Source organism: Verrucosispora sp. WMMC514 (genome assembly GCF_027497295.1).
Lineage (GTDB): Bacteria > Actinomycetota > Actinomycetes > Mycobacteriales > Micromonosporaceae > Micromonospora > Micromonospora palythoicola.
The window spans coordinates 4,091,904-4,104,481 of the sequence record NZ_CP114906.1; the positions used below are offsets into that span (position 1 = coordinate 4,091,904).

Consider the following 12,578-nt stretch of genomic DNA (forward strand, 5'->3'; position numbering starts at 1 on the left):
CGGTCCTTCCTCGCGAACGGATCTCCGGCTAGTCTGGCACGTCCCTCGGGACGGTTTCCGGCCAGGGCCGATGGGCCCCGCTCCGGTGGGTGGAAGGGCACTACCGGCGTCGCGGGGCGACGACCAGACTGCCTCCGGTAGCGTTCTGGGGCGTACACCTTGATTGTCGTTTTGAGGGGGAACTGCGGTGCGAGTGACCGGTACGGGGCACGCGAGCATGCGGATCGACACGGCCGCGGGCAGCATCCTGTGCGACCCGTGGGTCAATCCGGCCTACTTCGCCTCCTGGTTCCCGTTCCCCGACAACTCCCAGCTCGACTGGGAGGCCCTCGGCGACGTCGACTACCTGTACGTGTCCCACCTGCACCGGGACCACTTCGACGCGGCGCACCTCAAGCGGTACGTGTCGAAGAAGGCGACCGTGCTGCTGCCCGAGTTCCCCACCTCCGAGATGGAGGACGAGTTCCGCGCGCTGGGCTTCACGAAGTTCCTGAAGACCCGCAACGAGGAGGTCGTCGAGCTGGACGGCGGCCTGAAGATCATGATCCAGGCGTTGACCAGCCCGACCGACGGTCCGATCGGTGACTCCTCGCTCTGGGTGGAGTACGACGGCGTCCGGCTGCTCAACCAGAACGACGCCCGCCCGACCGACCTGAGCACCTTCGCCGAGCTGGGTCACGTGCACGCGCACCTGCTGCAGTTCTCCGGCGCCATCTGGTATCCGATGGTCTACGAGCTGCCCAGCGCGGCGAAGACCGCGTTCGGCAAGCAGAAGCGGGACCGGCAGTTCGACCGCACCTGGCGTTACATCGACGATCTGAAGGCCGACCACGTCTTCCCGATCGCCGGCCCGCCGTGCTTCCTCGACGACGAGCTCTGGCAGTTCAACGACATCTTCGGCGACGAGGGGAACATCTTCCCCGACCAGTCGGTCTTCCTGTCCGAGTACGCCAAGGTCGGCGGCACCAACGGCATCGTGCTGCTGCCCGGCAGCGTCACCGAGGTCACCACCACCGGGGCCACGACCACCCACCCGGTGCCGGTGGAGGAGTTCTTCGCCAACAAGGTCGCCCACCTGGAGGAGATGCGCGAACGCAAGCGGCCGATCATCGAGGCGGAGAAGGCGTCCTGGCGGCACCCCGAGGTCGACGTGCTCAAGGAGCTGAAGCGGCGCGTCGAACCGCTGCTCGACGAGTCGATCTACCTGGCCAAGGGGGTCGGCGGTCCGGTCCGCTTCGACCTGGTCGGCTACGACGGTGAGAGCATCGAATCCATCGTGGTCGACTTCCCCGGCAAGCAGGTGCGGCCGTACGCCGACGAGAAGGTGCGCTACCGGTTCCGTACCGAGCGGGCGCTGGTGGAGCACCTGCTGCACATCGGCGAGGTCGACTGGGTCAACTCGCTCTTCCTGTCCTGCCGCTTCTCGGCCGCCCGGATCGGGCAGTACAACGAGTTCGTCTACGCCTTCTTCAAGTGCCTGTCCACCGAGCGCCTCCAGTACGCCGAGGGCTGGTACGACGAGCACGAGCGGGCCGTCGACGCCGAGGACATCACCCTCGGCGACTGGGTGGTGCAGCGGCGCTGCCCGCACCTGAAGGCGGACCTGAGCCGGTTCGGCATCGTCGACGGCGACCAGCTCACCTGTCAGCTGCACGGCTGGCGGTTCGACCTGCCCAGCGGGCGCTGCCTGACCAGCGTCGGCCACAAGGTCCGCGCCCACCGGGTCGGCGAGGAGGTCGCGGTCGCGGAGGCCGCCCCACCGGCGAGCTGAGCCCGTCCGCCTCGGCGTCCCCGGCCGGGGACGCCGACGCCTCGCCTACCGACCGAGGTCGGCGAGGATGCGCTGGGCGGCGTTGTGGCCGGCGGCACCGATGACGCTGCCGGCCGGGTGGCAGCCGGCGCTGCCCGCGTACACCCCGTCGACGCCGGTGGCGTAGGGCATCCGGTCGGCGAACGAGACGGTGTTGTCGACGTGGTGGATGTGGCCTCCGGTGATGCCGAAGTGCGTCTCGATGCCGGGTGGCGGCAGCGGCACCGCGTCGGCGATCAGGTCGCCGGTGCCGGGCGCGTAGCGCTCGCAGATTCCGATCAGCTTGTCGACGTAACCGGGCAGTTCGGCGTCCCAGTTGGTGCCGGCCAACTCGTACGGCACCGACTGGACGAACAGCGCCGACGAGTGGTGCCCGGCCGGGTCGGCCAGCGACGGGTCGACGGTGGTGTGCAGGTACCACTCGATCGTCGGCTCCGCCGGCAGTTGCCCGGCCCGCACGTCGGCCCACATGGCGCGCAGCGCCGCCATCGGTGACTCGCCGGTGCCGCCGGCCAGCGTCGCCGAGCCGGGCAGCAGGTGGATGGTGGAGCCGAACGGGCTCGGTGCGCCCTCGGGCAGGCAGGAGAAGCGGGGCAGCCCGCGCAGCGCCAGGTTCAGCTTGAGGGTGCTGCCGGTGCGCCGGACCGCCGCCATCCGTTCGCTGAGCGTGGTCGGCAGCGCGCCGTCGGGCAGCAGCTCCATCAGCCGGTACGGGTCGCAGGCGCCGAGCACCACCTCGGCGTCGACCTGGCGGCCGTCGGCGAGCACCACGCTCCGGGCGGCACCTCCGTCGAGGGTGATCGCGGCGACCGGGGCACCCGTGACGATCCGCGCGCCGGAGGCCCGGGCCGCGTCGGCGAAGATCCGCGAGACGGTACCCATGCCGCCTTCGGCGATCATCCAGGTGCCGCCCGAACCGGGCAGCCGGCACATGTTGTGCACCAGGAAGTTGTGCCCGGTGCCGGGGTCGTCGGGGCCGGCGTTGAGCCCGGACAGGCCGTCGGTGACCGCGTACATGCTGACCAGCAGCTCGGAGCGGAAGTCGAAGCGGGCCAGGTAGTCGGCGACGGAGCCGCGTGCCAGGTCGACGAAGACCTGGCGCAACGCGGGACGGACGTAGCGGTCGGCGGTCTCCTCGACGCCGAGCGGTTCGGCCAGCCAGGCCGGGGCGAGGTCCTCGCGCAATGCGGCCAGCTCGGCCTGCAACGCCTCGTCGGCGGCGGCGTCGGCGGGGGAGAAGAACTCGGCGAGCTGCGCCCGGGTGGCCTCCGGGTCGGTGCCGAAGAGCAGGTACGGCGAGCCGACCCCACCGGGGGTGGGCAGGAAGTAGTGCGGGTCGCGGCGCAGCACCGGGATCCGCACGTCGAGCGCGGCCAGCAGCTCCGGCGGCATCAGCCCGAGCAGGTACGACCCGGTGGAGTGACGCAGTTCGGGCACCTTCGGGAACGGGTTCTCGGTGCGCGTCGCCCCACCGATCACCTCGGCGGCCTCCAGCACCAGCACGTCCAGCCCGGCCCGCGCCAGCAGGATCGCCGACACCAACCCGTTGTGCCCCGCCCCCACGACCACCACGTCAGCCCGCCCGGGCATCCCACCACCCACCATCCCCGCACCCTAACCCCTCCCCACCCCGCCGCACCCCTGTTGATCATGAGGTTGGCGGCGCTGTCGATCTCCGGGAGTGCCGCCAACCTCATGATCAACAGGGGTTGAGGGTTTGGTTGGTGTTCATGGGGGAGTGGGTTTTGTCGATGGGGTGGGGTACCTAGCGTGGGTGGGGCCCGCCCCCGCCACCCCTGGGAGGTTCCCCTGATGGATCGTCGTACCGTGCTGCGTGCCGCCGTCGCCGGCGGTGCCGCCGCCTTCTCCGGCAGCCTCTGGGCCGGTGCCGCGCTGGCCGCACCCGCCCAACCCGGCCCCGGCCCGTACGGGGGCCTGCTGGCCGCCGACGCCAACGGCATCCACCTGCCCGCCGGCTTCAGCAGCCGGGTCATCGCCCGCTCGGGTCAGCGGGTCGCCGGCACCTCGTACGTCTGGCACTGGGCGCCGGACGGTGGTGCCTGTTTCCCGGCCGGTGACGGGTGGATCTACGTCTCGAACTCGGAGGTGCCGCTGATCGGTGGGGCCTCCGCGGTGCGGTTCCGCGCCGACGGGTCGATCGCCACCGCGTACCGCATCCTCGGCGGCACCAACGTCAACTGCGCCGGTGGAGCCACCCCGTGGGGCACCTGGCTGTCCTGCGAGGAGGTGCCGCTGGGGCGGGTCTTCGAGACCTGGCCCGACGGCAGCCGCGGCGCCGAGGAGCGTACCCGGATGGGCCGGTTCACCCACGAGGCGGCGGCCTGCGACCCGGACCGCCGGGTGATCTACCTGACCGAGGACGAGAGCGACGGCTGCTTCTACCGCTTCGTCCCCGACACCTGGGGGGATCTGCGCACCGGTCAGGTGCAGGTGCTGTGCGCGCCGGCCAACGCCACCTCCGGCCCGGTGACCTGGCAGAACATTCCGGACCGGGACGGTTTCCCGATCCCGACCCGCTTCCAGGTCGGCGCGGCGAAGCACTTCGACGGTGGCGAGGGCTGCTGGTACGACCGGGGCACCTGCTGGTTCACCACCAAGGGCGACAACCGGGTGTGGGCGTACGACGCGGTCAACCAGCGCATCGACCTGGCGTACGACGACTCGCTGGTGCCGGCCGGCACCGCGCCGCTGACCGGCGTCGACAACATCACCGGTACCGCGGGCGGGGACCTCTACGTGGCCGAGGACGGCGGCAACATGGAGGTCTGCGTGATCACCCCGGCCGGCGTGGTCGCCCCGTTCCTGCGGATCGACGGCCAGTCCTCCTCGGAGATCACCGGTCCCGCGTTCAGCCCCGACGGCTCCCGCCTCTACTTCTCCTCCCAGCGCGGCACCAGCGGCAACTCGACCGGCTCCGGCGGCATCACCTACGAGGTCACCGGCCCCTTCCGCCGCTGACGCCAGGCGGACAGGGCCAGCGTGGCGGAGTAACCGGCCAGCACGATCACGTGGAACAGGTAGAGCCAGAGCAGGATCGCCACGGCGGCACCCACCTCGTCGAGCCCACCGAAGGGCACGCCCAGGTCGAGTGGCAACGAGGCGAAGAGCACGAAACCGTGCAGGAAGCCGGACAGGTTCGCCGCGGTGAAGGAGCCCATCCCCAGCGTGGCGAGCCAGTCCGGCGAGGCCGGGCCGACCACCCGGAAGACCCACATCAGCACCGGCGTGAGCACCAGCCACACCGCCAGGAACGACAGCACCACCCCCAGCACACCGGCCCAACCACCGCGCCGGACCAGCCCGGTGGTGGTCGGCAGGGCCAGCAGGATCGACAGCAGCAGCGCCGGGGCCGGTGCCAGCAGCGGCAGCAGCAGCAACCGGCCCCGCCAACCGACGAGGTGTTCGTCGGAACGGGGCGCGGCGACCGACACGAACGCCCGGCGCAGCCCTTCGCCGTACAGCGACGCCGGCAGCAGCGAGGCCAGGGCCAGCCACGGCGTCAGACCGACCCCGGCCTCGACCAGCACGGCCACCGCGTGCGGGGCACCGATCGCGTCCGGCAGCGCCTCCACCGCGTACCCGGTGAGCCGGCGGACCTGGGACGCCCCCGCCAGCAGCGAGGTGAGCCAGATCGCCAGCAGCGCCACCGGCACCACGGCGATCGCCCCGTAGAACGTGATCGCGGCGGCGTGCAGTGACAGATCCCGGCCACGGACGGGGCGGAAAGCCCCACTGCTGATCCGCTTCGTCCGCTCCCACGCACCGCCCATCGCGCTCCATTTCCCCGTGATCCCCTTCGGCAACCGTCCTGTCACCCGTGTTGCCGGACGAGCGCCAGGGGTGTCCGCGAGGTGCTGGACAGATCGGCATGGATGCGGGTTTGAGGCTCGGGTGAGGCTGGAGTGTTACCAGCAGGGTCGACCGTGAAGGCGCAGGCGCTCGCAGCATCACGGGGGAGGCATGGGCACGTCGCAGCAGCATGGACCAGGCGTGGGCCGTTCGAGTGACAGGGCGATGGACAGCTTCCTGACCTGGCTGATCCATCCGGTGACGGTGGCGGCCACCGCGCTGTTGATCCTCAACGACCAGGTGCTCAAGGCGGCCTATCCCGGCTGGTTGACGGGAAAGCTCAGCGACGTCGCCGGGTTGGTGATGGCACCACCGTTGCTGGCCGTCGTGCTGGCGCTGCTGCTGGCCGGGTGCGGTCGACTGCCGGTGCTGCGGCATACGGTCAGGATTGCTGGTCCCGGATCTGGCCGAACGCCGAGCCACCTGCTGGCGGCCGTCTCGATTTTCGTCGTTGGGGTGGGATTCACGGCGGCGAAGGCCACTCCGGAGGGGGCGGCCACGGCGTCCGCGGTGTGGGGCGTGGTGGACGGACCGTCGGTGATCCTGGCCGACGGCACGGACCTGCTGGCGTTGCCGGCGCTGGCCCTGGCCTGGTGGACGTGGCGTTCGGCGGTGGCCCGCCCGAGTCTGGCGCGGTGGCTGCGGATGGTGGCGGTGCTGGTGGTGCTGCCGATCGCCGGGCTGGGTGTCGCGGCCACCTCCGCTCCCCGGTACGACGACGCTGTCGCCCTGTACGAGTGGCGGGACGTCGCCGTGGCCGGCATCGGCAACGCCTATCACGACTCCCGGGAGCCCTACACGTGGTGGGTCGGCGCGGACGACGGACCGACGTTCTCGGAGCTGCCGGAGGGCGGCTACGAGCTGTTCTCCAAGCAGCCGCCACCGGCCGCGTCGGGGGAGGACTGTTCGGCGCGGGACCCGGGGCACTGCTTCCGGATCGTGCCGCGCCGCCTGGCGGTGCAGGAGAGCCGGGACGGTGGGGCCAACTGGCGCGTCGCCTGGCAGGTCGACGAGGACGCTCGGCAGCGACTGGCAACGGCGATACCCGGTATGCGTGACGTGCAGGAGTACCTGTCGTCCCGCGCACTGCTGGTCCGGGATCAGCCGGGCGGTGGAGTGGTCGTGCTGGTGGCGAACGGCCGGGACGGTTTCGCCCGCCGCGACACCGCCGGCCGCTGGGAGCGCATCGGTTTCGGCACGCTTGCCGGTGACAGCTTCCGCCAGCAGCAACCCGCGACACCGATCCCGGGTGTCGCGGAGGCGACCGTCACCGTCGGCTGGCGGGTCGCCGTTCCGCTGTCGGTCGTGGTGGGAAGCCTGGTGGTGCTTGCCGGCTGCGCCACGTTGCTGACGCGGCGGTACGGCTGGTTCGTGATCCCACTCGCCGCCGTCGGTGGCGCGCTCGGCCTCGTGGCGCTCGGCGTCTACGTACCCTACGCACTGCGTGGCGCAAACTCGGACGACGGGGTGGGATCGGTTCTCGTGGTGGCGCTGATCGTGGGCATGACGGCGGTGCCGGCGGGCGTCGCGGTGCTCGTCGCCAACGTCACGGCGCCGTCGCAGGCCGTGGCCGGCCGGATCTGTGTCGCGGGCATTGTCGCCGGGGCGATGGTGCCGCTGCCGTTGCTGCTGCGTCTGCTGACCGGCTGGCCACCGCAACGCGTGGCGGTGGTCGCCGTGCCGATCGTCGCGATGGTGGTGATGGTTGTCGGCATCCCGTGGGCCATCCGCTACGCCGTACGCCGGGTGCCGGGGCGAGGATCCTCATCGGCAGGCACACCGCCGTGGACGCCACCCGACCCACCGTGGCCGGAGACTGGTGACGCGCCGCGAACCGCCTGATCGGGTACTCGACGGTCCAGGGTGCCCGGGCCGTCGCCGGGATGGGCCGCGTCGCCTGCGGGTGTCGAAGGTGGCGGCGGAGGCATGCTGTGGGCGTTGGAATGGTACCGCGTGGTACAGTGCGGTACATGGCGAGGATTACGCTGCGGGAGTTTCGCGATGGCGTGGGTCGGGTGCTGGAGGGGATCGAGCGCACCGGTGAGCCGGTGATCATCACCAAGTACGAGCGGCCCGTGGCTGTCCTGATCGGCATCGACGAGTGGGAGGAGATCGAGGCGTTTCGGGACCGCCGGGACTCGGCGGTGATCGCCCGTTCCCGTGCCGAGGGTCAGTTCGTGCCGCTGTCGGCAGCTTTGGAATCGCTTGGGGTCGATCCTCGCGAGGTGGAGGCGCTGCTGGCTGACCGGGCCGGCGGTGCGGCGGCGTGAAGGTTCAGATCGACCGGGACGTGCTGGTCTGGCTGCACAAGCAACCTCGCAACGTTTTCTTGACCGTCCTGAGTGCGATCCTCGGCTTGGTCGCCGATCCTGCGCCGCAGAACTCGACCGAGATGCGCGACGGATCTGGGCGTCGTCTGCGGGTCGGTGACTACCGGGTCCTTTACCGGCTAGACGACGACGAACTCACCATCCACGATGTCGGGCATCGCAAGGACGTTTACTCGTAGGCCGTTGGAGCTGGCGAACTGTCTCGACCGCGACGAGCTGATGGTTGAGGGTCAGCGGCCCTGACCGACCCGCTACAGAACAACGGCTTCACGTACGCCCACAACAATCCGGTCACCCACTCCGACCCGTCGGGTCTGTCGGTGGCGTTGATGGCGTCCGAGACGGCGGCGGCGCTGGCCGGTGCAGCTAAAGGCCGCGCAGCACCTTGGCGGCGGCTCTGTCGACCTGGACGGTGTAGGCGGGTGGATTCGGGCTGGTCACAAGCCGAGCTCGTCGCGTAGGTCGATCAGCGGTATCGGGGTGTCGCCCGCGTCAATGCGAGTCAAAGCCTCGCGGGCGGCGGCGACATTGCTGGCGTCTTCGGCGCGCTCGATGGCCTCGACGACCTCGGCCGGCACGATGGCGGCCAGGCGTTGCCCCCGATGGGTCACGTAGGTGATTCTCCCGGCGTAGTGAGCGCGGGAGACGATATCCGCGAGGCTGTCGCGGGCGTCTGAGATCGAGAGTTCGGCTGCGGGCTCACTCACAAGTCCGATTGTGCAACTCGTACGAATCGTACGGGCAGAAGTAGGTCACAAGATCATGGACTTGGTCCGGCAGTGGGCGTCAAGATCGGTCGAGAGCGCAGGTGCCCGGGTGATCGTCGGGGCGGCGGCAGCGGTAAGGGCCGTCGAGTGGGGTGTCGCACCAGACTCGGGTACGCCGGCTTTGGTGGTCTTCTTCGCTGAGGGTGGTTTCGCCGAAGTCGATGACCGTCAGGTGGCCCAGGGAGTCACGGAGGGCCACGGCGAGCGCGGTCGCCTCGTCGAGGCTGGTCAGCGTGGTGGGTAGGTGGATCACCCAGCGGGGCGGGCTCATCGCGACCCGCGACTGTGGTGGCGGTGGGTGGCCTGGCGGGACTGCCACTGGCGCAGTGCCTGGCGGATGCGTTCGGCTTCGGTGTTGGCGGTGGTCAGCTCGCGGTGCAGGCGTTCCAGTTCGTCGGCGAGCCGGTTGAGGTAGGCGTACACCTGGTCCGGGTCGAGGCCGCGCCAGCGGGTGTCGAAGGTGGCGGTGCGGAGGTGCTGGGGCAGTGGGCGCTGCCCGGACAGGTAGATCATGGACGGGCGGCTTCCTGCTCGGCGAGCATCGTCTGGATCTCCTGGTCGGTGAGGCCGCGCATGGCGAGGATGCGGCGGCCCCAGCGGTGCAGGCGGCAGGGGTGGGGTGCCCGGTCGTTGCGGCAGCGCGGGCCGTCGGGCCATTGTTCTGCGGCGTGCACGTTTATCGCCCGGAGCGCGAATGTGACATCTTCGGCGGTGATGTAGGGAGGCAGCGGAATCTCGCCGAGGGCGTCGTCGATCGAATCCATGATCCTCCTCTGTGGAATGGTCGCGGGCCGGAGCGGACGCCGGGATGAGGTTCGTGGGAGGCGTCCGCTCCGGCCGTGACCTGCCAGGGGGATTGGCTGGTCATCCACGATGGTCATTTCACTGCTGGCCTGGCGCAATGTTTTGCGCGAGAATGCGAATCAAGGGATGAGGTGCCTTACGCGACAACAGCAGAGGAGATGACGTGGACGACCCGGGAAGCACCGTCCCGCGTAGGCAACTCGGCAGGTATTTGAGAGAACTCCGCGAAAACGCGCACGTAACTGTGGTCGCCGCCGCGAAGGAACTGGAATGGTCGACGCCGCGAATCTGGCGGTACGAAACCGGCCAGGTCCCCATGCACCCGAACGACGTGGAGGCCATGTGCCGGGTGTACGGCGCGACCCACGAAACCATCCAGACCATGCGGTCGCTGGCCCGGGAGACCAAGGCGCACGGCTGGTGGCACAGCTACGGCGAGGCGATCGAGGACTGGTTCAAGCTGTACGTCGGCTTGGAGGCCGCCGCGACAAAGATCCGAAAGTACGAGGCCGACCTGGTACCCGGCCTGTTGCAGACGGTCGAGTACATGACTGAGGTCATCGCGACGAACCATCCGGATCTGTCCCAGGCGGAACAGCAGGTCAAGGTAGATGTTCGACTGCGCAGACAACGTCTGCTGGCTCGGGCGGTGCCCCGCGCGCCCTACTACGACGTGATTCTCAGCGAGGCGGTGCTACGTCGGCCGCTGCGTGACCGGGCGGCGATGGCCCGGCAACTCGACGCGCTGGTGGTGGCGGGTCGACAGCACAACATCAAGATCCGGGTGCTTCCGTTGGCCGCCGGGCTGTTCCGCTCGACCGACACGGGCACCTTCACCATGCTCGATTTCCCCACCGACGTGCGGGAACCGGAGCCGACCACGATCTACATGGACGGTCCGTGCGGCGCGGTCTACCTTGACAAACCGCACGAGATCCGGACCTACGAGGAAGTTTGGCGCTCGCTCGGCGAGCGGGCGCTCGATGTCGATGACTCCCGTGAGTTGATCACGGCGATCGCGAAGGAGATGACCCATGAGACGTGACGGAGTGTGGCGCACGTCGTCCCGGTCCGGCAGCGGTGAATGCGTCGAGGTGGCCGGCTTTGTCGACGCGGTCGGCGTACGCGACAGCAAGGACCGGCAGGGCGCGGAGCTGAGCTTCGGCGTGACGAGCTGGACCCGGTTCGTCGCCGCCACCCGCGCGGGCCGCCTCGCCCCCCGCACCTGAACCTGGCGGGACCCGCCCGGTGCCGACCAAACCCGGTCGGCACCGGACCGTGTCTTCGCAGTCCTGAGCCGGTCGGAGCACGATCAGGAAACCGGTTCGGTGGAAATTGTGGTCCCTACGACGCGGGGAGGCTGCCGGATGGCCGCAACGGTGTCGATCACAACCTGAATCGGCTATGCGCTGGCATCCGTTGCAGACTGCGCGTGCCGCCTGACCGGCGAGTATCTGCTTCCGCATCCGGGCACGTCGAGCGACGCGCGTCGCATTGTCCCACTCGGGGGTCGGCGGCGCGGGCCTTGGCCATCACATCGCACCAAGCCGCCACGCTGCTCAGTGCTGCCCATTCTGGACGTCGTCCCGGGTCGCCACGGCCCGGTTGCGTGTGAGCCGGTTGGTGCCGCGCTCCACTGCATGACGTAGCTTGTACCGCTCGGGTTCGAAGGCCAGGGGCCGGCCGCCCTTCGACCTCTTCCGACGTCGGTTGGCATCCTGGTCGGCCTTCGACGGGATCGTCGCGGCGATCCCGCGTCGGCGCAGGTACCGGCGGTTCGCTCTCGACGTGTACGCCACCAGCACGACGCCGTAAGGGTGCTCGTTCCGTGCGGCGGCATCGGCCTGACCCCGGCGTTGCCGGTGGCGGGTCTACCTCGTCAGGCCGATGGCCCCGCCCGGCAGCTACGCGAGGCCGACACGCTGGTTCAGCGGGCGAACTGGGAGGTCGACCTGCTGGACTGAGAGGGTGCGGAGCAGGTAGCCGACGTGGAGGCGTGCACGACGCGGGAGTCGGCGGCGAACGCACGACGCCCACGCGCTGCGGGTCGCCGCGCTCAAGCACGCCCCGTGCCGGCCCCTGCGCGATCTGCTCGGGCAACAGCCCGAGCGACGGGGCACCTGCCACACCGACGAGCCAGGTGTGACAGGTGCCCGGCACGAGACTGCCCCTGCCCGGGGCCGCCGCCCCTGGGTCAGCCGCCCAGCATGGGCAACACCGCGACGGCGATCGCCCGGCTGGTATTTCTGGTGGCGTCTGCGATCGCCGGATCGAAGGCGTTGTCCGGGAGCCGGTTGGGCCAGACGACCTCCGTGTACGCATACCCATGGTCGTTGTTGTACGCCGTGCAGTAGAGGTAGTAGCTGACGATGTCACCGTTGCGGGGCAACGGCAGCTCCGGGTCGAAGTTGGGTGACCAGAAGGTGCAGGACGGCGGTGCGAGCTTCGGCACCAGCTGGGTGTTGGCCGAGCGCAGGGTGTTCTTCAGCCCGTCGGTGGTCAGGCCGGTCCGGGCCCGTGCCACCAGGGCGATCGGCGTCACGATGTTCATCGCGAAACCGAGCTGGTCCACGCTCGCCTTGTCGGTCAGCGCGGAGATCATGCTCTCGATCGCCACCGCGCAGCCGGTGGCGTCCTGGGCGAACCGCTGCATGTTGTCCGGCGTCATCCGCTCGATGTCGAAGAACTCGATCACGGCATGGTTGGCGCAGGCCCGGGTCTGCGCCGTCGCGATCGTCTGGATCTGCGCCAGGATTTCGGTGCGGGCCGAGTTGACCGCGGTCAGGATCTGCCGGGTCGCCTCCTGGATCGCGGCCTGAGTGTTACCGGCGCTCGCCCACGAGCTGACCGCACTGATCGCTGCGGTGATCACCTGGGTCCAGTCGATCGCGTACGCCGGTCGAGCGCCGGTGGGCACCACCACCACGATGGACAGCAGGGCGGCCAGCAGGACGCGCACCGGCCGACTCCGGGCTCTCCTCTTTCCTCGGGTCATTC

At 69.9% G+C, this 12,578-nt stretch carries 15 protein-coding genes and 1 pseudogene; 8 read left to right on the plus strand and 8 right to left on the minus strand.

All coding sequences use genetic code 11. From position 1 onward, the window contains the following. Positions 1–187: 187 nt before the first annotated feature. Positions 188–1,771, plus strand: coding sequence for a Rieske 2Fe-2S domain-containing protein (locus tag O7597_RS19100; RefSeq protein ID WP_281580305.1), 1,584 nt, complete (start codon positions 188–190; stop codon positions 1,769–1,771). Positions 1,772–1,816: 45 nt separating this feature from the next. Here O7597_RS19100 and O7597_RS19105 read toward each other — a convergent pair whose 3' ends face one another. Further along, on the minus strand, positions 1,817–3,400 hold the full coding sequence (locus O7597_RS19105; RefSeq protein ID WP_281580306.1) for an NAD(P)/FAD-dependent oxidoreductase: 1,584 nt from the start codon (positions 3,398–3,400) through the stop codon (positions 1,817–1,819). A gap of 222 nt (positions 3,401–3,622) precedes the next feature. Here O7597_RS19105 and O7597_RS19110 point away from each other — a divergent pair, with 222 nt between their 5' ends. Then, positions 3,623–4,789, plus strand: coding sequence for an alkaline phosphatase PhoX (locus O7597_RS19110; RefSeq protein WP_281580307.1), 1,167 nt, complete (start codon positions 3,623–3,625; stop codon positions 4,787–4,789). Here the strand turns inward: O7597_RS19110 and O7597_RS19115 are convergent. Next, positions 4,759–5,601 carry a YhjD/YihY/BrkB family envelope integrity protein gene (locus tag O7597_RS19115; RefSeq protein ID WP_269739374.1) on the minus strand — a complete coding sequence of 281 codons (843 nt, stop codon included), beginning with the start codon at positions 5,599–5,601 and terminating at the stop codon, positions 4,759–4,761. The two genes, O7597_RS19110 and O7597_RS19115, sit on opposite strands and share 31 nt — an antisense overlap. A 244-nt stretch (positions 5,602–5,845) precedes the next feature. On the opposite strand from O7597_RS19115, the gene O7597_RS19120 reads away from it, so the two are divergent. The 3 genes from O7597_RS19120 (at position 5,846) to O7597_RS19130 (ending at position 8,189) form a co-directional block, all read left to right on the plus strand. Beyond that, positions 5,846–7,522 (plus strand): hypothetical protein, encoded by a 1,677-nt coding sequence (locus O7597_RS19120; protein WP_281580308.1) that lies wholly within the window; start codon positions 5,846–5,848, stop codon positions 7,520–7,522. 128 nt (positions 7,523–7,650) lie between these two features. Then, positions 7,651–7,950 carry a type II toxin-antitoxin system Phd/YefM family antitoxin gene (locus O7597_RS19125; protein WP_102661059.1) on the plus strand — a complete coding sequence of 100 codons (300 nt, stop codon included), beginning with the start codon at positions 7,651–7,653 and terminating at the stop codon, positions 7,948–7,950. Then, positions 7,947–8,189, plus strand: coding sequence for a type II toxin-antitoxin system RelE/ParE family toxin (locus tag O7597_RS19130; protein WP_269739372.1), 243 nt, complete (start codon positions 7,947–7,949; stop codon positions 8,187–8,189). Before O7597_RS19125 ends, O7597_RS19130 begins: the two co-directional genes overlap by 4 nt. Before the next feature lie 258 nt (positions 8,190–8,447). On the opposite strand, the gene O7597_RS19135 is transcribed toward O7597_RS19130, so the two are convergent. The 4 genes from O7597_RS19135 to O7597_RS19150 form a co-directional block, all read right to left on the minus strand. Further along, the gene (locus tag O7597_RS19135; protein WP_281580309.1) at positions 8,448–8,717 is read right to left on the minus strand and encodes a prevent-host-death protein; all 270 of its coding nucleotides are present in this window, start codon (positions 8,715–8,717) and stop codon (positions 8,448–8,450) included. Positions 8,718–8,796: 79 nt separating this feature from the next. Then, entirely contained in the window at positions 8,797–9,048 is a 252-nt protein-coding gene (locus tag O7597_RS19140; protein WP_281580310.1) for a hypothetical protein, read from the minus strand. Next, positions 9,045–9,290, minus strand: coding sequence for a DivIVA domain-containing protein (locus O7597_RS19145; RefSeq protein ID WP_281580311.1), 246 nt, complete (start codon positions 9,288–9,290; stop codon positions 9,045–9,047). Before O7597_RS19145 ends, O7597_RS19140 begins: the two co-directional genes overlap by 4 nt. Beyond that, positions 9,287–9,541, minus strand: a complete 255-nt coding sequence (locus O7597_RS19150) for a hypothetical protein (protein ID WP_281580312.1) — start codon at positions 9,539–9,541, stop codon at positions 9,287–9,289. Before O7597_RS19150 ends, O7597_RS19145 begins: the two co-directional genes overlap by 4 nt. Before the next feature lie 203 nt (positions 9,542–9,744). Here O7597_RS19150 and O7597_RS19155 point away from each other — a divergent pair, with 203 nt between their 5' ends. Then, positions 9,745–10,626: a helix-turn-helix transcriptional regulator gene (locus tag O7597_RS19155; protein WP_269739367.1), complete on the plus strand. Its 882-nt coding sequence runs from the start codon at positions 9,745–9,747 to the stop codon at positions 10,624–10,626. 4 nt (positions 10,627–10,630) lie between these two features. Next, complete coding sequence (locus O7597_RS19160; RefSeq protein ID WP_269742617.1) at positions 10,631–10,810, plus strand: DUF397 domain-containing protein; 180 nt, start codon at positions 10,631–10,633, stop codon at positions 10,808–10,810. Positions 10,811–11,140: 330 nt separating this feature from the next. Here O7597_RS19160 and O7597_RS19165 read toward each other — a convergent pair. Continuing rightward, positions 11,141–11,377: pseudogene (locus O7597_RS19165) on the minus strand (IS5/IS1182 family transposase); the annotation flags it as partial. A 21-nt stretch (positions 11,378–11,398) separates the two neighbouring features. Between O7597_RS19165 and O7597_RS19170 the strand changes: the two are divergent. Beyond that, complete coding sequence (locus O7597_RS19170; RefSeq protein WP_269739366.1) at positions 11,399–11,545, plus strand: hypothetical protein; 147 nt, start codon at positions 11,399–11,401, stop codon at positions 11,543–11,545. A gap of 230 nt (positions 11,546–11,775) precedes the next feature. Here O7597_RS19170 and O7597_RS19175 read toward each other — a convergent pair whose 3' ends face one another. Further along, complete coding sequence (locus O7597_RS19175) at positions 11,776–12,540, minus strand: hypothetical protein (protein ID WP_269739365.1); 765 nt, start codon at positions 12,538–12,540, stop codon at positions 11,776–11,778. Positions 12,541–12,578: the final 38 nt, after the last annotated feature.